The sequence below is a fragment of the Polynucleobacter nymphae genome (assembly GCF_018882155.1).
Taxonomy (GTDB): domain Bacteria; phylum Pseudomonadota; class Gammaproteobacteria; order Burkholderiales; family Burkholderiaceae; genus Polynucleobacter; species Polynucleobacter nymphae.
The window spans coordinates 442,101-463,634 of record NZ_JACVPA010000001.1; the positions used below are offsets into that span (position 1 = coordinate 442,101).

Consider the following 21,534-nt stretch of genomic DNA (forward strand, 5'->3'; position numbering starts at 1 on the left):
CTTAGAAAGGTTCTTTACCAGCGGAGACGAACAATACTGCCTGAGCCTGCAATAAGTTAGCTTCTGCAAAAGCCAATTGAACTTCCAAATTACGCAACTGGGTTTGTGCTGTCAATAAATCATTAAAACCTTGACCGCTATTAGAATACTGTATCAATCCTACTTTATATGCAGCATCTGCCTGAGGAACCTGACTTCCCCTTAAAAACTGGGCTTGGTTCTTGGCCTGCTCATAGGCAGCATATGCAGAATTAACGGCAAGCACAATCTGCTGGCGATTAGAGATATTGCCTGCTTCAGCAGCTGCTTGATTACGCTGTGCCTGCTCTACCCCATACTTTTCTTTGGTAAAGAAATAAAGAGGAATGATGAGATCTAACTCCAACTGATAAAACAAGGCTCCATTATTTGAGGCAAATGGTCCGCGCGGTGTGAACGAAGAACCAATGACCTGAAAGTCTGGCAGGTATGCTTTCTTGGCAAGAGTGACACCCTTGCGTGCAGCATCTAGTTGTAGAGCTGAACTTTTTAATGCAGGATGACTCGATTCTGCATAGTCTTCTAATTCGACTAAAGTTGGTACAGCACTAATGGCACGGCGCACATCTCCACGTAATACTAATTTTTCGCGGGAGTGACGGCCCACCAAAGTATTGATATTGTTGATCCCCACTTGCAGCTGACGCTCAACATTGAACTGATCTGCTTGTGCTGAACTTTGTGCAACTTGAGCATTGAGGTATTCCACATAGGCTGCAGCATTATTAGAGTAACGCGCTTTAGCAACGTTCTTGATCATCTCTAGGCGAATGACTGATTCCTTAAGCACTTGCAATTGCTTCTGCGCAGACAGCGTGTTGTAGTAAAGAGTTGAGAGCTGCGCACCCAATTGCAAATAGGTAGATTCAGAACTGGCTAAGAGCGCTTCTGCATTAGTATCAGCAATTTCTGCTGCCAAGCTTTTCTTGCCAGGGAACTGAAAGGGTTGCGCTACAGAAATCGAGTTATTGTTGCTGATCCCATTAGGGTAAGCTGTAGATGGCACATTCGCTCCACCCAATGCAAATGGTGAATTGGCTGGCATACCAGACCAGACCAGACCTACTTGAGGATTTGCTGGTGCTGCAATTTGAGGAACAGTTGCCTTGGCAGATAGATAGGACTCGCGCAATGAAGATAGTTGCGGATTATTCATCTTGAGTTCATTCCACAACTGACGCAAGTCCATCTCCGTTGGGCCTGATGGCACACTCTTGACATAAATTTTGGGAGTGTTTTCCTTAGCAACTGGAGTAAATAATTCAGCCGCTTTAGTACCTTGGTCTTGAGTACTTAGTTGCGAACCAATAGATGGTGGCGCCGCTAAAGAAGAGTCACCCGATTGAACGGTGACATTCGCAGGAGTTCTATCACCAGATATTTGTGCAAACGCAGAAATAGCAAAAGTAGCCATTGCATATGGTGCAATGTATTTAAGTAGATTGACTACCCTCGTTTTACGTTTGCCGTTAATCAACAAATGCGGCCGCCTCTAAATCAATCAATGCTATTTTTTAGCCCCTGATGCAGGTTTAGAACTTGCAAATGCCCGTTTCAGGGGGTTTTGTAGATTATAGGTGACAAAAGCCAAAAGTCTAATAATTGGAAATACCTATCTTATTGATTCTAAAGATAATAATGAATAGCTTAGCCCTTTAAGTCCTTAAAACTCGGCATGAATCCTGAAAGAGATGATGTTTACAGGGCCGCGGGCTGCGTTATAAGCGGGATTATTGACGTGCTGAAAGTTCAAGCCTGCCAAGATATTCTTGATCACGGTAGCGTTGTAATAGACCTCACCTATCCGCTCAGGACGATAAGAAATTGTCTGGCCAGGACCAGCATAGTCACCAATAAAGTAAGACACACCGCCAGCTTGTAAATACGAACGGCGATAACTGGATAAGCCGTTTTGCATCATCGAAATACCAATGCTGTCGTTTGGACGTGCCCATCGTGTGCCATTCATACCCATACCAACAGAGACTGAGTTATCAGCTTCTGTGAAAGACATCGTTTCTGTATGGCCATCTGAGGTAAATGCACGAGCATAGATACCGAGGTCATGAGTTAAGGCCTGCTCTCCATGAATACCCACACCTGTTTTATATTGGTAGTTGGTACGCACATTATTAATCGCTTGTGTGCCCTGCGCATTATTGGCAGTCACATAATTAGTCGCATCAGAAAAACGCGCCAGGATCATTTTATTGCGATAAGCAAGCACACTCACTTTACCGGGTAAATCGCTAATATGGTGCTGACGCTCAATCTCAAATTGGTCGCCATAGGTATTGAAAACTTGCCAGTTCAGATCACGGCCATTGGGTTTCTTTGGAGCCAACATACGAGAGGCTCGCATTACCCAGTTTTCCAAGTACCACTCGCCCGCTAAGCCAGTACTATAGCCACGTGCGTCGGCAGCATAATCGTATGCTAGATAGGTCATATTGCCCCAGTTCATAAACTGAATACGAGGATCCTTGGCGTAGCGGCTGTCATCAAAAATATCTAAAGTAGAAAACTGACCAGCAGTAATGACAACACGATTACTACTCACCGTTTGCGTAATTTGATTAGCCTCATTCTCGAGAACTTCTTTATTACCCTCTTGATTGATGATGTGCCGCACAAAAGCTCTAGCAGAATAAAATTTGGCATTTAAGCCAGTCGCTTTAGTTGCTTCGCCATTAGTAAACCCACCTAAACCAGTCAGACCTGAGAATGCAACCCCTGAAATTACTTCGGGATTGAAATACACATCAGTATTTGGAGCAAGCCGAGCGCCAAAGAATAATGTTCCAGACCAGGTATAACTCATCGACTTCTGAGCAGCCAAGCTATTCATACCCGAATAGCTAGATGTGAAATTGTTATAGCGCTGATTAATGTAAGTAGTTTGGCCGTGTACGTTTACTGGTAAACCCAACAGATCTCCTTCGGTAGGCAAATCTTGAATCGGTGATGCAAAGGTGGCAATTTGGTCCGAGCCTGATCCCGCCTTCTGTGCAAATGCAGAGGCGCCTAGAAAAGTGCAAATAATGCTTAACAGGAGGAGGATGTAAAACTTGCGGGTCATTCACAATTTCTAATTGGGATGCCAGTGCAATGCAATAGCAACATGCCGATAGGAAAAACTAGGCAAACACAGCTTGAGATTGAAGCCCAAGGGTGGCGCAGACCAAATTATCCCCAAAAAAGATCAATTTACCTAGTCTTTATGGCATGGTGATGACAAATACGTCTCGAATTGGGGGTTAATAGATGCAGATATACCACTGAATTCCTATATCTCTTGGTGAGCTCCATAGGCCCCGTCAAATCCTGCCCACAATCCATTTCTGATAAAACAGCAACTATTTTTAAAAAATAAAAAGCCACCCGAAGGTGGCCTTAAGTGAACGAAAAAGAGATTAATCCTTTAGACCCAATAATTTTGCTGGGTTCTTTTTCATCATTTTATCAATGTCGGCTTGCGATACACCTGCCGCCTTAACGGCTGCAATCTCATTCTCAACGCCATCGGGTGGGGTCATCATGCCTTGTTGACCTAAATCCGTTGAGAGCACTAAATGATCTGCACCAATCTCTTTAACCGCCTTGGCAACAACTGTTGCATCGACCTTCTCCCAATGTGTCATCCATTTATATTGGGCATTTGGACCAGTTAAAAACTGCAAATAGCATATTTCAATATACGCGCCCATAGCTGTCACTTGCTTAGCTTGCTCCCAAGAGAGGCCTGGAATATTGGTTAATCCATGTGTGATCAAAATGTTCTTCACGCCCAATTCTTTAGCGCGCTTCACAACCGTAACCACTTCATCAGCAGAAATATGACCGGTAGCTAGAATCAAATCTTCACGAGCAATAATCTTGAGAACCTGCTCCAACTCTGGAGTAATTTGACCGTTTGTTGCAACAACAATTCCTGATTGATTTTTATCAACCAAAGTCTTGACATGCATATCCGAATCAAAAGTCGGTAGCCAAACTACTTTTCCGCGACCACCAGACATCCGATGCATCCACTCTACGGCTGCAGGATTTACACCGCCTACAGACTTGTTGAGAACAATGCCTCCCCATACCTCAATACCTGGAACCTGCTGCATGACTAATGCAGCGCGATCATTCGTTGTAACCACATGGTTCTTAATCACAATTCCCCGCATACCTTTGCGCCTAGCAATGGTTGCCAACTCATTATCAGTTAAAGATCTTCCGAAGACATCAGGATCTGGGTGCACATGCATATCAATCACACCGGCTGCAGGGCTCACTTTAGGTGGTGGTGGCGGAAAACCTACTTGAGCCTGGGTAATATTGGAAGCCAATATTAAGCCAGCACTCAATAGGCTAGCTACTAAAATTTTGCTTGATTGAAATTTACGCACGATTCATCTCCCTGATTGAACTTCTTTCTTATAATATGCTGACTCTATCCTCTCTATTCCAGTAGGTAATTAAGTAGTTCCCCTATAAGTCCAGGAAATAGGATTTGGGGAGGTCTTAAAGCAACTTGCTTGTTAGACAAAGGATATCCAACTAGGCTATCCGAAACGAAATCTACTTAGCTTATTAAGGCTCATCTCTACCCTGCTTGCCAAAATATCTTGCAGCATATGGACTGGCAGATCGGGGTTTTCATCACATGCCTTGCCTAGACGGGCCCAATGCTCAATCTGCTCGGGGAGGGTTCTTTTTGCGATCTTAGATGCAGACTTAGCATCCTGGATTAATGACTCTGATAATTTAATTGAAGCCAACATATTAACGACGATCCATCAAAGCTCTGGCCAAGGTACCTGCATCGACGTACTCTAGCTCGCCACCCACCGGAATACCTCTCGCAATACGGGTAACTTTAATACCTTTAGCTTTGAGCACTTCACCAATGTAATGGGCAGTAGCCTCGCCTTCGCTAGTGAAGTTTGTCGCTAGTACTACCTCCCGAATGGGCACGTTCGTATCTGGATTCTCAATACGAGCAAGTAAGCGATCAAAATGAATTTCGTTGGGGCCCATACCATCCAGTGGTGAGAGACGACCCATCAATACAAAGTAATTGCCTTTGAAACTTAAGGTCTGCTCCACCATCACTTGGTCGGCAGGCGTTTCTACAATACAGAGCAAGGATGGATCACGGCGCTCATCTGAGCAAGTAATACAGATTTGAGTTTCTGAGAAGGTATTACAACGTGCGCAGTGGCCAACAGTCTGTACTGCCTCACCCAAGGACTGGGCCAGTACTGCAGCCCCATTGCGATCATGCTGCAAAAGATAGAACGCCATGCGCTGAGCAGACTTGGGGCCTACTCCCGGGAGCACACGCAAAGCCTCAATCAAACGACCGAGTGCATCTTGAGGTGCTTCATGACGCGCCATAAATGATTGCTTAGAAAGGCAACTTAAAGCCCGGAGGCATTGGCATTCCAGCAGTAGCACCAGACATCATTTGTGCGCTAGCGGCTTCTACTTGTTTGAATGCTTCGGTATAAGCAGTAACAATCAAGTCTTCTAGCATCTCACGGTCGTCCATTGCGCCTGGATCAATTTGTACCCGCTTAAGTTCGTATTTGCCAGAGATCGTTACTTTCACTAAGCCGCTAGCCGCTTGGCCAGTCACTTCCAGCGCAGCCAACTCAGCTTGCGCAGTTTTCATCTTCTCTTGCATCTGCTGAGCCTGTTTCATGAGGCCAGCAAGTCCACCTTTCATCATCGCTTCTTTTCCTTAGTGCTGTATTACTGAATTTAAATTAAAGGGGTGCATTACAGCGGCTTCACAGAGCCGCCAACTACTTTAGCGCCAAACTCTTTTTCTAATTGCTGGATAAAAGGATCAGCGGCAATCATTTGTTCGGCGTTCATTCTTTTCTCTTGATGAATCTGGGCATCAACCTTAGCAACGGTCTTACCTTCTACTTCACCTTTTTCAATCACGATCTTGACTGGTTTACCGAAATATGTAGTGAGCGCCTCACCTAAGCGAGCAATAGAAGCTTCTGAAGCGAGTTGCGGCATGGGTGTCACGATCGTTGCCTTTACACCTGCTGCAGAATCTTTCCAATCTTGCAACTCTGTCTGAAATGCTAACTGTTGCACCAAACCTTTTACTGGTAATTGCCGCACCAAGCTATGCCAGTCTGGGCGATTTGCAGCATCACCTACAGGAGTAGCTGCGGCTACTAGCTTCGTTGCTATAGATGCTGCTGCAGACACTACTGTTTTGGCTGTTGGCGCTGGAGCAGACATTGGACGTGGTGCGCTAGCGACTGGAGGAGACGATGGTGTTGGAGCTGTACCCCCACCGCCACTGCTCCCTGGACGAAATGCCAACATCCGCAAGAGAGTCATGGCAAAGCCAGTTTGCTCATCTGGCGCGAGTGATAAGTCGGGGCGGCTAGTAATACTGATTTGGTAGAAGAGTTGCGCCTCTTCTTTAGTGAGTTGAGTAGCTAAGCGACGAATCTCGCCTGCTTCTGGCCAATCCTCTAATACCGATTCTGGAACTACTTGTGCTGCTGCAATCTTTTGTAGCAGGCTAGATAGATCTTGCAATGCTAATGAGAAAGACATACTGCGCTCTCCCATTTCATTAGCAACTGCGAGAAGGCTTGCGCCATCTTTTGCAATTAAGCAATCTAAAATACGAATGAGATACGCATCGTCTAATGTGCCAAGCATGCCACGTACAGATTCTTCAGTCACTTTGCCTGCTGCATAGGCAATCGCTTGATCAGTTAATGACAGGGCATCGCGCATTGAACCTTGAGCTGCTTTAGCTAAGACACGCAATGCATTGACTTCGTAAGTCACTTTTTCTGCTGCAAGCACTTTCTCTAAATGCTCAACAATGAGGGCTACAGGCATTTGCTTAAGGTTGAACTGCAAGCAACGAGACAAAATAGTGACGGGGATCTTTTGTGGGTCGGTAGTCGCCAGAATAAATTTGACGTGCTCTGGAGGTTCTTCCAGAGTTTTCAGCATGGCATTAAAGGCATGATTGGTGAGCATATGCACCTCGTCAATCATGTAGACCTTGAAACGAGCATTGCTTGGTGCGTAAGCTGCTTTTTCTAGAAGAGCGGCAATGTCGTCAACACCACGATTACTGGCTGCATCCATCTCTATATAGTCAACAAAACGACCCGCATCGATTTCCATACAAGCTGGGCATTTTCCGCAAGGCTGCGAAGTCATCTTGCCTGCACCATCTGCACCTGTGCAATTGAGGGCTTTTGCCATAATGCGCGCAATGGTGGTCTTACCTACCCCACGAGTGCCCGTAAAGAGCCATGCATGATGCAGGCGTCCTTGATCTAAGGCATGGGTCAAGGCCTTAACCACATGGTCTTGTCCTACTAACTCAGAGAATGTTTTGGGGCGCCACGAACGGGCTAATGCCAATGCTGTCATGTCTTACATTCTAACAAGCTAAAATGGAAGTGGATGGGCCTCCCCGCATGGTGGGTTGGATAACCTGGTCAGGTCGGGAACGAAGCAGCCAAACCCAATTTCTGCCAGTGCCGGGGGTTTGGCTCATCCACCCTCCCCTTGAAAAATCGATGAATCTGAAGATCTTCAGCATCCTTAAACTTGCATAAACCAAGCAAATATCAGTTCAGAAGCAGAAATGGTACATTCAATTACAGAACGATTGTGATATGTGAACATAGGAGGCAATATGAACGAGAACGCAGGTTACAAGGCTGGATTGGCAGTTCGCAAAGAGGTTTTAGGTGAAAAATATGTCAACGATTCACTGGCTAATGCTGATGAATTTACCGAACCACTGCAACAGTACTTAACTGAGCATGCTTGGGGGGCTGTCTGGGTGAGAGAGGGTCTGGAGAAAAAGACACGGAGTATGTTAAATCTCGCAATCCTGATTGCAACCAATCGCCCTGCCGAACTTCGACTTCATATACGGGGCGCATTAAACAATGGTGTCACCAAAGAAGAAATGCGTGAAATCTTTTTGCACTGCGGGGTATATTGTGGTGCACCAGCTGCACTTGATGCTTTCCATAACGCCAAAATTGTATTTAAGGAAATGGGGGTTTAGTTTTATGAAACTATTGATGAGCCTATTATGTCTATGGTTAGGTGCTTTCTCGTATAGTCACGCCCAAATCCCAAATGAGAAACCGATTCGTATCATCGTGCCATTTTCTAATGGTGGACCCACCGATGTAGTGGCAAGGGTATTGGGACCTAAGCTATCTTCCATTCTCAAACGACCTGTAGTGATTGAAAATAAAGTGGGAGCCACTGGTGGGATAGGCGCCCTATTTGTAGCTAAATCAATCCCCGATGGAGATACCCTACTGCTGGGTACCAGCAGCATCATGGCAGCAAGTCCAAGCCTTACTCTGAATTTACCTTACGACCCGGTGACTGATTTTTCTCCCATCTCCATGGTGGCAACTATCGAAAACATCTTGGTTGTTAACCCTAGCTTACCGGTCAAAAACATTAAAGAACTGGTGGCGTATGCCAAAGAGAATCCTGGAAAGCTGACTTATGCTTCATCCGGCATTGGTAGTACATACCATTTAGGCGCAGAACTATTCAGCTCACAAACAGGAATCCAATGGGTGCATGTGCCTTACAAAGGGGCCGCACCTGCAATACAAGACGTATTAGCCGGCCATGTGCAAGTGATGTTTGATAACGTCTCTTCAGCAATACCCAATATCAAGGCAGAACGTTTAAAACCTTTAGGGGTTGCCAGCTTGAAGCGCTACCCTACTTTGCCAGATGTACCCACCATTGCCGAACAGGGAGTGCCTGGGTATGAAACGACTATTTGGCTAGGCTTATTTGCGCCTGCAAATACTCCGCAACCAATCATTACTCAACTCAATAAGGCTGTTCGTGAGGCAGTGAACTCTAGCGAATATAAAGACAAACTCGAATTTTTGGCTATGCAACCCGTTGTTAGCTCACCCCAAGAACTAGCCAGACTTTTAAAAGCAGATACCGCTAAGTGGGCCAAGGTTGTCAAAGATGCAGGCATCAAACCTGAATAACTTTAGGCAGTTAACTTCACCCGCACACACTAAATGTGAAAGCAGACCTACTGAGGTATAGTTTTATTTAGGTAGCTCTCTATTAATCTGAGGACTAGTTTAAATATAGGAGAAAAGTGATGTCTAGAGATAAATTAGGATTAATTGCGTTTGGTCTTGCGCTCTTGGGCTTCATCGTTTTTGTCAAAACGGGATCGCTACTTTTGTTTGTAATAGGCATGATCTTAGTAGTCGCATTGGTATTTTCTAAGAATAAATTCATCCAATAAATGACGGGTGTCATGCTCGAGCTGGTGATTGAGTTTGGTGTGATTTTGATTTCACCGATTGTTTTTCACTACTACCTTTGGAAGTATAAAAAAATAGCTCCTGCAGTCATTCTGAAAGATTTCAAAATTTATGCCGGCTTGTATGGGCTTATCTTAATTACCGGCATCTTTGCCATTTGGGGCCAGCATTAAGAGCAAGTAAGCTTTTTTATCCAAAGGGACCATTCAGTCGCACAGTATCCCAGTTCAAAACAATCGCAATAGTGACCCATATTAAATATGGCAGCATATATAAGCTGTATTTAGTAGACACCTTTCGTAGCGTCAGCAATATAGCAAGCACTGAAAGCCATAAAAACACCGCTTCATATAAAGACCAGTCTGGTCTTTGAAAGCGAAAGTACAAAATACTCCATAGCAAGTTCAGAAAAGCATTAACCCAAAATAAAAAAGTGAGGCGACTCAGAAGCGCGGGGTTAGTGGTCAAGTGCTTTACAGCGACCCAAGCAATGCCAGACAAAACAAAAATAGTCGACCAGATCGGGCCAAATGCTGCATCAGGCGGTTTCCAAAAAGGTTCTTTTAAGGCTTGATACCAAGGCCCCAAATCCGTTGCTAAACCCCCTAGAATCGCCACCGTTAAACCCCAGGCTAATGGCATAGCCATTTTTTTATTTAACATTAATTTTCCTTCAAGAGAAGTAGTGCCGTGGGAGATTCTGAAAGTTTAGTACTTAGGTGTAATAGTAAATTAAGAAAAAAACGAGAATGAATAAGTTCAGAGTGCCAAAGATGATCAGAACTGGTTTACCAATATATTGCCACTTTGCCTCTTTAGATAACAGCTGTGTCTGATTTTTTTCTTTCTTAAACATAAATAAGTCACTTATATCTGAAAGTGATCTCGCACTTTAGTTAGGATTTTCTTCGGAGATAATCCATATAAATCTAAGAGCACATTCACATCGCCATGCTCTACATACTCATCAGGTAAGCCAATTTGTAGAGTCGGTATCTGAATCTTGTGCGTGGAGAGAGCTTCTAAACACGCGCTGCCGGCCCCACCTTGTGTTGCGCTGTCTTCAATAAAGACTAAAGCATCATGGCTTTTCGCGAGATCCAAGAGCAATTGCTCATCTAATGGTTTTACAAAGCGCATATCAGCAACAGTAGCATCAAGCTCCTCTGCAGCCTCTAGTGCGTTATATAACAATGGGCCAAAGCAAACAAAGGCAATCTTTTTCCCAGGAGCTTGCGCATTTTTTGCTTTGCGAACAATCACACCTTTTCCGACGGGGATAGTCTCTAGTTTTTGAGATGCTTCCGGACCCACTCCAGAGCCGCGTGGATAACGCACGACAGAGGGGCCATTGACACCAAAAGCAGTCGTCAGCATATTTCTGCAATCTTCTTGATTAGATGGTGTCATCAAGACCACATTGGGTAAGCATCTTAGAAAAGCAACATCAAATACACCTGCATGGGTTGGTCCATCTGCGCCAACCATACCGGCTCGGTCGATGGCAAAAACAATTGGTAAATTCTGCAAAGTTACATCGTGTATGAGCTGATCGTAGCCCCTTTGTAAAAAGGTCGAATAGATTGCTACTACCGGCTTTAGACCCTCACAAGCAATACCCGCTGCAAAAGTGACTGCATGCTGCTCTGCAATTCCGACATCAAAGTAACGATCAGGGAACTGTGCCTCAAACTGGACTAAGCCAGAACCCTCGCGCATTGCTGGCGTAATACCAATCAGACGCTTGTCCTCTTTGGCCATATCGCAAAGCCATTCACCAAATACTTCGGTATAGGTTTTTTTACCTGGTGCAGAAGGTTTCAGGCCTTCACTAGGATTAAATTTGCCGGGGCCATGATAAGAAATCGGGTTTAACTCTGCCCTCTCATACCCTTTGCCTTTTTTAGTAACGATATGCAAGAATTGCGGGCCATCAGTCTGAGCAATCTTTTTGAGGTTCTCAAGGGTAATGATGAGATCGTCAAGATTATGGCCATCAATTGGGCCATAGTAATCAAAACCAAATTCTTCGAAAATCGTGGCTGGGCCAATCATCCCTTTTGCATGACCTTCCAGTCTTTTGGCAAACTCTCTTAAGGGAGGCGTATAGGAAAGCATCTTATCCAAACCTTTTTTGGTAGCACCGTAGAGCGAGCCGCTAATCAGCTTTGCCAAATATCGATTCAGCGCCCCAACCGCAGGAGAAATCGACATTTCGTTATCGTTCAAAATCACGATTAAGGGAATCGATTTATCAACTCCTGCATTATTTAAACCTTCATAGGCCATGCCAGCGCTCATTGAGCCATCGCCAATGACTGCGATGACATTGCGCTTTTCGCCCTTCACTTTGCTGGCGACTGCCATCCCGAGAGCTGCTGAAATGCTAGTAGACGAATGTGCTGTACCAAAAGCATCGTATTGACTTTCTGAGCGCTTTGGGAAGCCAGATAAGCCACCAAACTGACGCAAACTCGGCATCATTTCTCTGCGCCCTGTCAAAATTTTATGGGCGTAACTTTGATGTCCTACATCCCAAACAATCCGATCATCAGGAGTATCAAACACATAATGCAAAGCAATTGCTAGCTCAACGGTTCCTAAATTAGAGGATAAGTGCCCGCCAGTACTGGCAACAGATTGCAGAATGAATTCACGTAACTCATCTGACAATTGGGCAAGCTCAGACTGCTCGAGCTGCTTTAAGTCCTGTGAAGAATTGATGGTGTGGAGTACTTTGGTTGCCTGGAGCATATTTAACGCCGAAATTATTTTGGAGAATAAATACTGGAGAGAATTCGCTTGAAATCTTCGATCTCGTTATTGGGTGATTTTTGCAAGGCATTAATAGGTGCATGCATAAATTTATTAGCCAAGGCTTCTGCCATGATCGATAAGACTGCAACTGGATCCTCACCCCTCTTAATGCGTCGTACTGCTTTTTCTAATTCAATTTCCTTGAGGCGCTCTGCAGTAGTCTGCAGCGATTGAATAATCGGTACTAGTGTTCTTTTTTGCAGCGTCTGAAAAAATTCACTCACGCCCTTATCGATAATGGTTTCAGCATCAGCCATCGAAAGTTCGCGGATATGGCGACCTTCATTGACAACGCTACCCAAATCATCAACGGAGTACAGGTAGGCATCTTCAAGCGATCGAACCTCTGGCTCTATGTCCCGCGGGACAGCCAAATCAATCAATACAATCGGTCTGCTATTTCTGGCCTTCAAGGCGGTTTTAATCATCCCCATGCCAATGATTGGCAATGCACTTGCTGTACAAGAAACAATCACGTCAAAGTCCTGTAAGCGCGTTGGCAAGGATTGCAAAGGAAAGGAATCTGTTTGCAGGCCTTTTTCGGCAAAGACTTTTGCCATCTCATCACCACGATCAACTGTGCGGTTGCTGATTGCAATCTGTTTTGGCTTTCGACCGGCAAAGTGCGAGGCACACAATTGAATCATTTCGCCTGCACCAATAAATAGGATTTTGGAGTCCTTCAGATCGCCAAAGATCTTTTCAGCCAAGCGCACTGAGGCCCCAGCCATTGAAACTGAATGCTTACCAATATCCGTTGTTGCTCGGACTGCCTTGGCAACAGAAAAAGTTTTATTGAATAAAGGTTTTAGATATATGCCTAATGTGCCGGCTTGGTCAGCTAATTCAACCGCTTTTTTCATTTGACCTAGTATTTGAGTCTCCCCCAACACCATTGAATCCATTCCACAACTCACTCTAAATACATGCTTTACCGCATCAGTCTCTTTTGCCGAATAAATATAGGGCTTCAATGCATCGCTTTGCAAACGCTTTTGAGAAGTTAGCCAATCAAAAGTACGCTCTTCTAAATGATGGGTAGGATATGAAACATCATTCGCAGCACAATAAATCTCCATGCGATTGCAGGTAGATAAAATTGCGACCTCAGGCATCAATTCAGAATCAGCACTTCTTAAATAATTACGAAGATCCAATAAGGAATCCTGCAAATCTGCTGGAGAAATAGCAACGCTCTCTCGAATATCAATTGGAGCCGTGTGATGATTCACACCAAGATTGAGTATTTGCATGCTAGAGGCTGCTGAAAATAGCTTGTAGTGGGACTAGAAAAATCATGAAAATGATTCTTCATCTTGATGAGCAATATGTCAATCAAGATTGACACCTATTTCCGCTTCCCTACCTAGGGAAAACCCACATATCAATGCTTATTGCTGATTCTTGGCGGTAGCCTCGTAGGCCTTAAATTTTTTGTATGAATTGACTGTGGAATACAAAGCGAAGGCCGTGATCAGCACAAACAGTAGATTGGTAAATGAGTACTCTTGGTACAGAATCCAGACCTGCCCAGCTAAGGCTATTGGGAATACAACAATGGCAAATTTGAGCCAAAGCATGGTTCTTTTAAATTTGGCATCAATTGGGGTTGATTCAACTTGCTTATTCATTACCTATCCTTGTGACTGAAGAGGCTAAGCCTCTGGTTAATCTCGTCTCAGTATACGAAAAACAAAGGCGGTAAGGCCTTGGGCAAGGATAAAGGTGAAGATTGCCCCCATCAGGCCCATAAAAACCCCAGGGACAATGCCTAAATCCAACTGCTTAGCAAATAGCAGGCCCATACCAAAACCGCCCGCAGCGCAGGCTATCTCGAATAGTATTTTTAAAGCGCCAAAACCTTGGCCAGTTTGACTCATTTGATGTTTAAAAAAGAGGTTATGTGGGGCTTATTCTATATCCAATATGGCCTACAGCATCTAAAAATGCCACTATTACGGATAATCTTTTTGCACTGCAATACGTTGACATATAAGGGAAATTCCTAACAAAACTGTATAGATTTATTTACACATTCGTACTAAATTAACCACGTGGTATGTAGGTTAATTAAACACCCTCGTGTGGGTTAGCACGGCGCAGTTAGATTTGAGAGGAAAAAAGCTATGACAAATAACACTCTTACAGGTCTGAGTGTTGAGGAGGCGGAAGAGTTACACCGTAACCTCATTCAAGGTACGCAATTTTTTGGGATGATTGCAGCACTCGCCCACTTACTTGCTTATATCTATTCACCTTGGTTGAAATAATTACAGGAGATTAAGATGATCTACGGAAAAATGTGGACAGTAGTAAGACCAACCGTTGGTATTCCATTGTTTTTGGGTGCGTGTGCAATCGGTTCTTTTTCAGTTCATTTAGCATTACTGAATAACACAACTTGGGTGAAGGCTTTTTTAGAAGGCGGTAAAGCTGCTAAAGCCGGCGCTGTTACATCGGCACCCGCGGCACCAACAGCACAAAAATAAGTTTTATCTTGTCTCATAAGACCTAGATCGTTAGATCTGGGTCTTATTTTTTTGTTTCGTGCATCCGCTGTTTAAACTCAACTTTCATGAATCGTTTTAGTCAAAAATTAATGAGTACCTGGGCTAATTTAGGCCCCCGCTTCTTGCCTTTTGCAGATGCTGCTTCTGCTGAATTACCCCTCGGTAGATTACTCAGACTATCCCTATTCCAAGTATCGGTTGGCATGGCCCTTGTGCTTCTAGTAGGCACCTTAAATCGAGTGATGATTGTTGAGCTTAAGGTCCCAGCTTCACTCGTTTCAATTATGGTTTCCTTACCCATTATTTTTGCTCCCATTAGGGCTTTAATTGGCTTTCGCTCAGACACTCATAAATCTGCTCTCGGTTGGCGTCGTGTTCCCTATATTTGGATGGGAACCATGGTCCAATTTGGTGGACTTGCCATCATGCCTTTTGCTCTACTCGTCTTAGCTGGTGCCGGCAATGCTAGTGAAGCGCCCGCATGGATTGGATTAGCTGCTGCAGGTCTGTCATTTTTATTTGTGGGTGCCGGCATTCACACGACTCAAACGGTAGGTCTTGCCTTAGCCTGTGATCTTGCCCCGCCTAAAGCCCAGGCGAATATTGTTGGTCTGATGTATGTGATGCTATTAATTGGCATGATTGGTAGCGCCCTGATTTTTGGTCAGTTATTAGAAGAGTACAGCCCCGGACGCTTAATACAAGTAATTCAAGGCAGTGCTGTAGTCACGATCGTATTAAATGCGATTGCGCTCTGGAAGCAGGAAAGCCGCGAAGAAGCCCGCGCAAGAGCGCTCGTAGCCAGAGAGCAAAACTTTAAAGAATCTTGGGAAACTTTTAAGGAAGGTGGCCAAGCAATTCGTCGCTTAGTTGCGGTGGGTTTTGGCACGATGGCATTTAGCATGAATGATGTTTTGCTAGAGCCTTATGGCGGTGAATTATTAAACATGAGTGTGAGCGCTACCACGGTGTTAACCGCTACTTTAGCTGTTGGTTGTTTGTTTGGCTTTAGCATTGCCTCCAAAGTATTGAGCGCTGGTTATGACCCCTTTAAGATGGCTAGCAATGGAGCCAAAATTGGTATTCCTGCATTCATATTAGTGATTGCTGCAGCACCCTTTAATAGCACAATCATTTTCATTGTGGGTGTTGTGTTGATTGGATTTGGCAATGGCTTATTTAGCCATGGAACCTTAACTGCCACCATGAGATATGCCCCAGAAAATCAAAGTGGCTTAGCCTTAGGTGCATGGGGAGCTGTGCAAGCTACTGCTGCAGGTATTGCGATTGGAGTCGGAGGAGTATTTCGGGATATTTTGGCTGGCATGGCATCGCGTAATTATTTTGGCGCAGACCTTAATAATCCAGCAACGGGTTACTGTGGTGTTTATCTCTTAGAAATTGCTTTGCTGTTCATTACCATTGCAGCAATGACCAATTTTATATGGCCAGCTAAGCCAGTAGAATCGGTTGCCTAATTGACTACCTGGCCACAAATAGCCGAAAAGACTCTCATCATTTTTGGCTTTTTCATTAGCTCAATTAGTTTTATATTGATTATCTTAAGTCTGTGGGGCTTCATTTCTGCAGATCTATTTTCTTTTGGTATTTCTTCGGGTATTCGCGTATTGGGCAGCTGCGCTATCATGGGATGCCTTCTAAGCGCAGTTGGCTATGGCATTGGAGATTATTTTAATAAGGAAGCGAAGGAGTGAATATGTTTAAAAAATCAGATTACTTCATTCTCATGGCAGTGGTAATTTCTTTCTTTACCTCTGCCTATTTATGGTTTGTTGTCCAAGACCGAGAACAATCTATCTTTACAGCGCTATGGGTGCCCTCAATATTTTGCTTTGGGATTTATTTCAAACTATCTGCATTATTGAATCGTAAAAAATGAGTAACACCACATTACTCCTTCTATCGATCTTTGTTTTTTGCCTCTTAATTGCCGGCCTGTATTACATGGTTCGTGAATTTATGGGTGAAGTGCAAGATGCCTTCCCCGATGTCAACGAATGGCTGGACTCTGACAAGAAGCAAAAGAAGTAATTGCTGCTGGTTTACTACTGAACTGAATCTAATCTAGAGCAGTTGTTGAATTGCCTCTGCCATCTTGCTAGCGCCATCTGCAGATGCAAGTCGGGTGACGGATTGACCATCTTTACTCACAACAAACTTAGTAAAGTTCCACTTAATACCAGTGGTACCTAAGATGCCAGGCGCTTGATCCTTTAAATAGATATATAAGGGATGAGTACTGTCCCCATTCACATCAATTTTTTCGAACATCGGAAAAGTAACGCCATAGTTAGCGCTACAAAATTTTTGAATTTCTTCTGCCGAACCAGGCTCTTGTGCCCCGAATTGATTGCAAGGGAACCCCAATATCTCGAGGCCTTTAGCCTGATTTGCTGTGTACAGATTTTGTAAATCACGGTATTGAGAAGTAAAGCCACATTTGCTTGCGACATTCACGATCAAGAGTACCTTGCCTGCATAATCCTGCAAATTTTCTGAGGATCCATCAAGTCTTTTGAGGGGGATATTCGGTAGCATTATTACTCTCCATATTCATAAAATCGGTCTGCAAATATTTCATATTCAGGTCATAATAAATGCATTATGTTTACTTTGCTTTTTGCTCCCTTACCCTATGAATCATCATGTCTAAAAGACTGAGTAAATCCTACTAATGAATCCTGCTAATGCACCCTATCGAAGCCTCTGCACCGACTGTGGAATTTCTCGAACCGATAACCCAAAACGCTGCGGTGAGGCTTGTCAATTTATTAAGCCTAATTACCCAGAACTCGAAACTCAGGTACACGGTAGAGCAAGAGATGTAACCCGTCCTGATGAATTGCATTTTGGTCCCTTTATCAAAATGCTCAGAGCAGGACTTAAAAATCCAAGCACCGGTGCACAGTGGACTGGAATTACGACTCGGATTGGCGAGCGTCTCTTAGAAACTGGTGCAGTAGATGCTATTTTGACCATGACTGAGGATCCTAACGATCGCTGGAAGCCATTGCCGATCATTATTGATAAAGCGTCTGATATGGCCAAGTGTCGTGGCATGAGAATGGGCTATGCACCGCTTCTTTCCCTTCTAGAGCCTGCGATTGCCAAAGGCTATAAAAAGATGGCTGTCATTGGCATCCCTTGCCAGGTATATGCCTTAAGGGCTCTAGAGAAAGAGCTGGGCCTAGAAAAGCTTTACGTCATTGGTACACCCTGCTCTGATAACACTACGACCGAGAATTTTCATCACTTTCTATCGCTCGTTAGCTCAGAGCCTGATGAGATTAACTATCTAGAATTTAGAGCCGATTACCACGTTGAAGTGCGCTTTAAGAATGGCAAAAAGAAGGAGATTCCATTTCTGCAATTACCGCTCTCGACTTTGCCAAATGATTTCTTTCCCTTAACCTGCCGCACCTGTGTTGATTACACCAATGTGCTTTCGGACATTACGGTTGGTTATATGGGTGGACAAGGTGAGCAATGGCTCATCGTACGGAATGAGCGTGGTGAAGAGTTGTTAAATCTTTTAGGTGATGAAGTACGCACCTCAGCACCGGGAACCGCTGGTAAGCGTCACTCTGCTGTGGTTGGCTTCATGAAAAACGTTGAGCGCGCTGCTGGTGGTCTCCCTTTGAGAAAAATGCCGAACTGGTTAAGGCCGATTGTGGGCTGGTTAATGCCAAGAGTTGGGCCTCGTGGTCTTGAATTTGCTCGCACACGCGTTGAGATGAAAGCGATTGAAACAGTACTTCACCTACGCAGAGAGCAGCCTGCCAAAATGGCCTCGATGGTTCCCAAGCACATCTGGCCCCTCGTAGAGCCCTATGGCATCAAGCCTAGCGAACAAGAGATTCATAAACCCTAAACCTATTTTTCCTTTGGAGTATTCCATGGCTTTATTTCTGATTGGTCTCATTATTTTTCTTGCTAGCCATTCTTGCCGCATCTTTGCTGAGTCATGGCGCAATCACATGATTGATCGTATCGGTGAAGTGAAGTGGAAAGGTTTGTACACCATCATTTCCTTAATTGGATTTGTCATCATGGTGATTGGTTATGGCCAAGCAAGACAAAATACAATTGTTTTATGGCAACCCAATGCTGCTCTCATCTACATTGCCCTAGCCTTAAATCTGATAGCCTTTATCTTCCTAGCAGGAAGCTCGCCATCGAATAATGCAATTCGCCTCAAACTCAAGCATCCAATGATTTTGGGTGTCAAAGTATGGGCACTAGCGCATCTCATCTCCAATGGCACCCTAGTAGATCTCATTCTCTTTGGCGGGTTTTTAATCTGGGCTGTGTTGGATTTTCGTTCAGCCAGAAAGCGCCCTGTTCATATTCCCGAGCAAGCTCAAGTGAGCACCAAAGCTACAGTGATTGCGATTGCTTCTGGAGTCATTCTCTGGGTAGTCTTTATATTTGGATTACACCAATACCTCATTGGAGTTTCTCCTCTCGCCCAGCTGTCTTGAGCCCTCCTTTGAAATCATCCGGTATGCGCACTCAGGAGCTCTTAATCAGCATCCTCTTGTCGCTAGCTTTATGGGGTTGTGATTCTCAAGCCCCCAAAGTGGAAGCGATTGATAGTCAAAGCAAAGTACTGACATGCTCTCTCAATGGCAGCCCTACTCAGATAGGAATTACTAAAGGATCTCTTGATGCAAACCTACTCTATGAGGGCAAGGAGTTGAAGGTGAACTTGCTAGAGGTAAAAGATTTCTATCAGATATTGATGCGCTTTGACCCGCAAATTGGGCAACTCAAAATCAATAAGATGGGTAATGAATTGACTCAAGTCAAAAGTGGCAATGAACAAGTGAGTACTTGTGTGGCAGAATTAAAAAAATCATAGGGTAAATATCATGAGAAAAAATTACTACATTTTTGGCTTGCTTCTTTTTTGTTGCTCACAAAATTGGGCTATAGCTCAGGGGGCTCAAGCAGAACCAAAGCCGGTGGCGCCGATTAAAACGATTGCTTCATTAGATGTTGCTCGCTATCAGGGCACTTGGTATGAGATTGCTAAGTTTCCGAATTGGTTTCAGAGAAAATGTATTGCTGATACCAATGCTACCTACAAGATCAAAGAAGATGGCAATGTCAGCGTGACTAATCGCTGCTCATTTGAGGGTGGTGAAAAAGGTGAGGCAATTGGTACGGCAAGGCAGATTGGTGACTCCACTTCCCCTACCCTAGAAGTTCGCTTTGCACCGGCTTGGCTGGCTTTTCTGCCCATGGTGTGGGGAGATTATTGGGTGATCGATATCGACCCTGAATATCAGCTGGCGGCCGTGAGCGACCCCGGGAGAAAATATCTCTGGATACTCTCTCGTACCAAGAAAGTGGATCCCAGTAAATACCAGGCGCTGCTTGGTCGCCTAGTGAATGACAACGGCTTCAGCCTTGAGCAGCTGAGCCTGACACCACAAAATTAAACTGAGAACAGGAATTTAATAAAGGTAATCCCGATAATCAAGCCTGAAAATGCAATGATCCCAATCAGGTACATTTTGCCGGTTTTATTTTTTAAGCTTGTTGCGCTGTTATCTCTCATGATTCCACTTCCCTTCAGTTTTGGGATTAATTTAAAACTACTGCTGATTGACTACTTCTTAAACTTTCGCAAAACCCAATAAATGGGCAGTATCTTTTAAGAAGATCTTCAAGTGCGCCATAGGGTCACGGCGAACAAGCTTCTTATTCATATACGATTCAAATGTTAAACGCTGAACGTCTTTATCTTCACACATTTTGACAAAGCGCTCGCGACGTTTATCGTTGCTGTACCAAAAACGCTGCATGATTCCAAGCACCAAAAATACAGTGCCATGCTCTTTCATAAATTTTTTCCGGGCTTTTGCCAAGACTTTTCCGTTACCAGTCACCAGCAGGTCTTCTACCGCTTCTGCAGCCACACGGCCACCATACATGCCGTAATAGATACCCTCACCAGAAGCAGGAGCTACCACTCCAGCAGCATCTCCAGCCAAGATCACATCTCTGCCGTTATCCCATTTCTTTAATGGCTTCATTGGTAGCGGTGCGCCTTCATGCCTGAGCATTTCAGCATTCTCTAGGCCAGTTTGTTTTTTGAGAGTCTCTACTGCACTTCTTAAAGAAAAACCTTTGTCAGCCGTACCTGTACCAATACTCATGGTTGTACCGTGAGGAAAAATCCAGCCATAAAAATCTGGTGATAAAGCGCCTTGATAAAACACATCGCAGCGTGAGCCATCAAAACCCTCTGGTGGGTTTTCAGGAACTTTAACGATCTCGTGATAAGCGAAGACATACTCCACATCTTTAGCACCTGGAATTGCTTGGCGTCCTACACCAGATTTAGCCCCATCAGCACCAATCACTGCCCTAGCGCGAACGGACATGGTTTCATCGGGAGCGCCATGCTTGCCACGCACGACATAGTGCACAACTGAGACTCCATCTGGGTCTCTAGTCAGTTTCTCAAAGACGCCGGTTCTTCTTTCGGCACCATCATTGGCGGCACGGACACGCAAAAATTCATCAAACTTATCGCGATCAACCATTCCTACAAAGCCGCCCTCAATATGCATATCTACAGCCTTATCTGACGGCGCAATCATTCTGGCGCAATTGGCCTTGGCTACTAAAAGCTCATCGGGGATTTCAAAATCTTTAATTAAGCGAGGAGGTATAGCGCCACCGCAAGGCTTAATGCGGCCCATACGATCTAATAAGAGGACTTTTCGACCTTTCTTTGCAAGATCACTTGCAGCTGTGGCTCCAGTAGGACCACCGCCAACCACAACGACTTCAAAAGTTTCTAGGGCACTCAT

Annotated in this window: 27 protein-coding genes and 1 other RNA gene; 14 read left to right on the forward strand and 14 right to left on the reverse strand. The window is 44.5% G+C overall.

From position 1 onward, the window contains the following. Position 1: 1 nt before the first annotated feature. From ICN29_RS02265 to dnaX, 7 genes are all read right to left on the reverse strand, one after another. On the reverse strand, positions 2-1,519 hold the full coding sequence (locus ICN29_RS02265) for a TolC family protein (RefSeq protein ID WP_255538026.1): 1,518 nt from the start codon (positions 1,517-1,519) through the stop codon (positions 2-4). 183 nt (positions 1,520-1,702) lie between these two features. Further along, the gene (locus ICN29_RS02270; protein WP_216129317.1) at positions 1,703-3,118 is read right to left on the reverse strand and encodes a carbohydrate porin; all 1,416 of its coding nucleotides are present in this window, start codon (positions 3,116-3,118) and stop codon (positions 1,703-1,705) included. Positions 3,119-3,452: 334 nt separating this feature from the next. Further along, entirely contained in the window at positions 3,453-4,436 is a 984-nt protein-coding gene (locus ICN29_RS02275) for a DUF6282 family protein (RefSeq protein WP_216129319.1), read from the reverse strand. Positions 4,437-4,592: 156 nt separating this feature from the next. Continuing rightward, on the reverse strand, positions 4,593-4,811 hold the full coding sequence (locus ICN29_RS02280; RefSeq protein ID WP_216129321.1) for a TA system antitoxin ParD family protein: 219 nt from the start codon (positions 4,809-4,811) through the stop codon (positions 4,593-4,595). A gap of 1 nt (position 4,812) precedes the next feature. Beyond that, a complete protein-coding gene (recR, locus tag ICN29_RS02285; RefSeq protein WP_216129323.1) occupies positions 4,813-5,427 on the reverse strand; it encodes a recombination mediator RecR in 615 nt (204 codons plus the stop codon). Positions 5,428-5,437: 10 nt separating this feature from the next. Further along, positions 5,438-5,761, reverse strand: a complete 324-nt coding sequence (locus ICN29_RS02290) for a YbaB/EbfC family nucleoid-associated protein (protein ID WP_216129325.1) — start codon at positions 5,759-5,761, stop codon at positions 5,438-5,440. A gap of 50 nt (positions 5,762-5,811) precedes the next feature. Further along, positions 5,812-7,458, reverse strand: coding sequence for a DNA polymerase III subunit gamma/tau (gene dnaX, locus ICN29_RS02295; protein WP_216129327.1), 1,647 nt, complete (start codon positions 7,456-7,458; stop codon positions 5,812-5,814). A 32-nt stretch (positions 7,459-7,490) separates the two neighbouring features. On the opposite strand from dnaX, the gene ffs reads away from it, so the two are divergent. From ffs to ICN29_RS02320, 5 genes are all read left to right on the forward strand, one after another. Further along, positions 7,491-7,589: signal recognition particle sRNA small type (gene ffs / locus ICN29_RS02300), an RNA gene on the forward strand. Positions 7,590-7,726: 137 nt separating this feature from the next. Next, positions 7,727-8,107 carry a carboxymuconolactone decarboxylase family protein gene (locus ICN29_RS02305; RefSeq protein WP_216129329.1) on the forward strand — a complete coding sequence of 127 codons (381 nt, stop codon included), beginning with the start codon at positions 7,727-7,729 and terminating at the stop codon, positions 8,105-8,107. A 16-nt stretch (positions 8,108-8,123) separates the two neighbouring features. Next, on the forward strand, positions 8,124-9,074 hold the full coding sequence (locus tag ICN29_RS02310) for a Bug family tripartite tricarboxylate transporter substrate binding protein (protein WP_216129331.1): 951 nt from the start codon (positions 8,124-8,126) through the stop codon (positions 9,072-9,074). 119 nt (positions 9,075-9,193) lie between these two features. Further along, positions 9,194-9,343 (forward strand): hypothetical protein, encoded by a 150-nt coding sequence (locus tag ICN29_RS02315; RefSeq protein ID WP_216129333.1) that lies wholly within the window; start codon positions 9,194-9,196, stop codon positions 9,341-9,343. Continuing rightward, positions 9,344-9,535: a hypothetical protein gene (locus ICN29_RS02320; RefSeq protein ID WP_216129335.1), complete on the forward strand. Its 192-nt coding sequence runs from the start codon at positions 9,344-9,346 to the stop codon at positions 9,533-9,535. Between the two features lie 16 nt (positions 9,536-9,551). Here the strand turns inward: ICN29_RS02320 and ICN29_RS02325 are convergent, their stop codons facing one another. The 5 genes from ICN29_RS02325 to ICN29_RS02345 all read right to left on the reverse strand — a co-directional run bounded on the left by ICN29_RS02325 (position 9,552) and on the right by ICN29_RS02345 (position 14,059). Then, positions 9,552-10,025 carry a TspO/MBR family protein gene (locus tag ICN29_RS02325; RefSeq protein WP_216129337.1) on the reverse strand — a complete coding sequence of 158 codons (474 nt, stop codon included), beginning with the start codon at positions 10,023-10,025 and terminating at the stop codon, positions 9,552-9,554. Positions 10,026-10,229: 204 nt separating this feature from the next. After that, the gene (dxs, locus tag ICN29_RS02330; protein ID WP_216129339.1) at positions 10,230-12,116 is read right to left on the reverse strand and encodes a 1-deoxy-D-xylulose-5-phosphate synthase; all 1,887 of its coding nucleotides are present in this window, start codon (positions 12,114-12,116) and stop codon (positions 10,230-10,232) included. Positions 12,117-12,130: 14 nt separating this feature from the next. Beyond that, entirely contained in the window at positions 12,131-13,432 is a 1,302-nt protein-coding gene (gene hemA, locus ICN29_RS02335) for a glutamyl-tRNA reductase (RefSeq protein WP_216129341.1), read from the reverse strand. Positions 13,433-13,570: 138 nt separating this feature from the next. Then, positions 13,571-13,810 carry a hypothetical protein gene (locus ICN29_RS02340; RefSeq protein WP_216129343.1) on the reverse strand — a complete coding sequence of 80 codons (240 nt, stop codon included), beginning with the start codon at positions 13,808-13,810 and terminating at the stop codon, positions 13,571-13,573. 36 nt (positions 13,811-13,846) lie between these two features. Continuing rightward, positions 13,847-14,059, reverse strand: a complete 213-nt coding sequence (locus ICN29_RS02345) for a hypothetical protein (RefSeq protein ID WP_216129345.1) — start codon at positions 14,057-14,059, stop codon at positions 13,847-13,849. 246 nt (positions 14,060-14,305) lie between these two features. Between ICN29_RS02345 and pufB the strand changes: the two genes are divergently transcribed. From pufB to ICN29_RS02370, 5 genes are all read left to right on the forward strand, one after another. Continuing rightward, entirely contained in the window at positions 14,306-14,449 is a 144-nt protein-coding gene (gene pufB, locus ICN29_RS02350) for a light-harvesting antenna LH1, beta subunit (RefSeq protein ID WP_112294365.1), read from the forward strand. A 15-nt stretch (positions 14,450-14,464) separates the two neighbouring features. Next, positions 14,465-14,668 (forward strand): light-harvesting protein, encoded by a 204-nt coding sequence (locus ICN29_RS02355; RefSeq protein ID WP_216129347.1) that lies wholly within the window; start codon positions 14,465-14,467, stop codon positions 14,666-14,668. Positions 14,669-14,754: 86 nt separating this feature from the next. Then, on the forward strand, positions 14,755-16,167 hold the full coding sequence (locus ICN29_RS02360) for a PucC family protein (protein ID WP_216129349.1): 1,413 nt from the start codon (positions 14,755-14,757) through the stop codon (positions 16,165-16,167). A 239-nt stretch (positions 16,168-16,406) separates the two neighbouring features. After that, positions 16,407-16,589: a hypothetical protein gene (locus ICN29_RS02365; protein WP_215295283.1), complete on the forward strand. Its 183-nt coding sequence runs from the start codon at positions 16,407-16,409 to the stop codon at positions 16,587-16,589. Continuing rightward, positions 16,586-16,741 carry a hypothetical protein gene (locus ICN29_RS02370; RefSeq protein WP_216129351.1) on the forward strand — a complete coding sequence of 52 codons (156 nt, stop codon included), beginning with the start codon at positions 16,586-16,588 and terminating at the stop codon, positions 16,739-16,741. Before ICN29_RS02365 ends, ICN29_RS02370 begins: the two co-directional genes overlap by 4 nt. 33 nt (positions 16,742-16,774) lie before the next feature. Here the strand turns inward: ICN29_RS02370 and ICN29_RS02375 are convergent, their stop codons facing one another. After that, the gene (locus ICN29_RS02375) at positions 16,775-17,248 is read right to left on the reverse strand and encodes a glutathione peroxidase (RefSeq protein WP_216129353.1); all 474 of its coding nucleotides are present in this window, start codon (positions 17,246-17,248) and stop codon (positions 16,775-16,777) included. 136 nt (positions 17,249-17,384) lie between these two features. On the opposite strand from ICN29_RS02375, the gene ICN29_RS02380 reads away from it, so the two are divergent. The 4 genes from ICN29_RS02380 (at position 17,385) to ICN29_RS02395 (ending at position 20,154) form a co-directional block, all read left to right on the forward strand. Further along, complete coding sequence (locus tag ICN29_RS02380) at positions 17,385-18,581, forward strand: Coenzyme F420 hydrogenase/dehydrogenase, beta subunit C-terminal domain (RefSeq protein WP_216129355.1); 1,197 nt, start codon at positions 17,385-17,387, stop codon at positions 18,579-18,581. Positions 18,582-18,606: 25 nt separating this feature from the next. Next, a complete protein-coding gene (locus tag ICN29_RS02385; protein ID WP_216129357.1) occupies positions 18,607-19,191 on the forward strand; it encodes an NnrU family protein in 585 nt (194 codons plus the stop codon). Between the two features lie 8 nt (positions 19,192-19,199). Beyond that, a complete protein-coding gene (locus tag ICN29_RS02390) occupies positions 19,200-19,571 on the forward strand; it encodes a hypothetical protein (protein WP_216129359.1) in 372 nt (123 codons plus the stop codon). 103 nt (positions 19,572-19,674) lie between these two features. Next, the gene (locus ICN29_RS02395) at positions 19,675-20,154 is read left to right on the forward strand and encodes a lipocalin family protein (RefSeq protein WP_369411620.1); all 480 of its coding nucleotides are present in this window, start codon (positions 19,675-19,677) and stop codon (positions 20,152-20,154) included. A gap of 177 nt (positions 20,155-20,331) precedes the next feature. Here ICN29_RS02395 and ICN29_RS02400 read toward each other — a convergent pair whose 3' ends face one another. Further along, positions 20,332-21,534 (reverse strand): geranylgeranyl diphosphate reductase, encoded by a 1,203-nt coding sequence (locus ICN29_RS02400; RefSeq protein ID WP_255538027.1) that lies wholly within the window; start codon positions 21,532-21,534, stop codon positions 20,332-20,334.

Bases quoted from the DNA above. Each gene is read 5' to 3' on its own strand.
- ICN29_RS02325 (WP_216129337.1), bottom strand. From the start codon at position 10,025: ATGTTAAATAAAAAAATGGCTATGCCATTAGCCTGGGGTTTAACGGTG.
- ICN29_RS02270 (WP_216129317.1), bottom strand. From the start codon at position 3,118: ATGACCCGCAAGTTTTACATCCTCCTCCTGTTAAGCATTATTTGCACT.
- ICN29_RS02375 (WP_216129353.1), bottom strand. From the start codon at position 17,248: ATGCTACCGAATATCCCCCTCAAAAGACTTGATGGATCCTCAGAAAAT.
- ICN29_RS02370 (WP_216129351.1), top strand. From the start codon at position 16,586: ATGAGTAACACCACATTACTCCTTCTATCGATCTTTGTTTTTTGCCTC.
- ICN29_RS02280 (WP_216129321.1), bottom strand. From the start codon at position 4,811: ATGTTGGCTTCAATTAAATTATCAGAGTCATTAATCCAGGATGCTAAG.
- recR (WP_216129323.1), bottom strand. From the start codon at position 5,427: ATGGCGCGTCATGAAGCACCTCAAGATGCACTCGGTCGTTTGATTGAG.
- ICN29_RS02345 (WP_216129345.1), bottom strand. From the start codon at position 14,059: ATGAGTCAAACTGGCCAAGGTTTTGGCGCTTTAAAAATACTATTCGAG.
- ICN29_RS02385 (WP_216129357.1), top strand. From the start codon at position 18,607: ATGGCTTTATTTCTGATTGGTCTCATTATTTTTCTTGCTAGCCATTCT.
- ICN29_RS02355 (WP_216129347.1), top strand. From the start codon at position 14,465: ATGATCTACGGAAAAATGTGGACAGTAGTAAGACCAACCGTTGGTATT.
- ICN29_RS02365 (WP_215295283.1), top strand. From the start codon at position 16,407: ATGTTTAAAAAATCAGATTACTTCATTCTCATGGCAGTGGTAATTTCT.
- ICN29_RS02380 (WP_216129355.1), top strand. From the start codon at position 17,385: ATGAATCCTGCTAATGCACCCTATCGAAGCCTCTGCACCGACTGTGGA.
- hemA (WP_216129341.1), bottom strand. From the start codon at position 13,432: ATGCAAATACTCAATCTTGGTGTGAATCATCACACGGCTCCAATTGAT.
- ICN29_RS02315 (WP_216129333.1), top strand. From the start codon at position 9,194: ATGTCTAGAGATAAATTAGGATTAATTGCGTTTGGTCTTGCGCTCTTG.
- dxs (WP_216129339.1), bottom strand. From the start codon at position 12,116: ATGCTCCAGGCAACCAAAGTACTCCACACCATCAATTCTTCACAGGAC.
- ICN29_RS02290 (WP_216129325.1), bottom strand. From the start codon at position 5,761: ATGATGAAAGGTGGACTTGCTGGCCTCATGAAACAGGCTCAGCAGATG.
- ICN29_RS02360 (WP_216129349.1), top strand. From the start codon at position 14,755: ATGAATCGTTTTAGTCAAAAATTAATGAGTACCTGGGCTAATTTAGGC.
- ICN29_RS02400 (WP_255538027.1), bottom strand. From the start codon at position 21,534: ATGAGTGCCCTAGAAACTTTTGAAGTCGTTGTGGTTGGCGGTGGTCCT.
- ICN29_RS02310 (WP_216129331.1), top strand. From the start codon at position 8,124: ATGAGCCTATTATGTCTATGGTTAGGTGCTTTCTCGTATAGTCACGCC.
- dnaX (WP_216129327.1), bottom strand. From the start codon at position 7,458: ATGACAGCATTGGCATTAGCCCGTTCGTGGCGCCCCAAAACATTCTCT.
- pufB (WP_112294365.1), top strand. From the start codon at position 14,306: ATGACAAATAACACTCTTACAGGTCTGAGTGTTGAGGAGGCGGAAGAG.
- ICN29_RS02320 (WP_216129335.1), top strand. From the start codon at position 9,344: ATGACGGGTGTCATGCTCGAGCTGGTGATTGAGTTTGGTGTGATTTTG.
- ICN29_RS02340 (WP_216129343.1), bottom strand. From the start codon at position 13,810: ATGAATAAGCAAGTTGAATCAACCCCAATTGATGCCAAATTTAAAAGA.
- ICN29_RS02305 (WP_216129329.1), top strand. From the start codon at position 7,727: ATGAACGAGAACGCAGGTTACAAGGCTGGATTGGCAGTTCGCAAAGAG.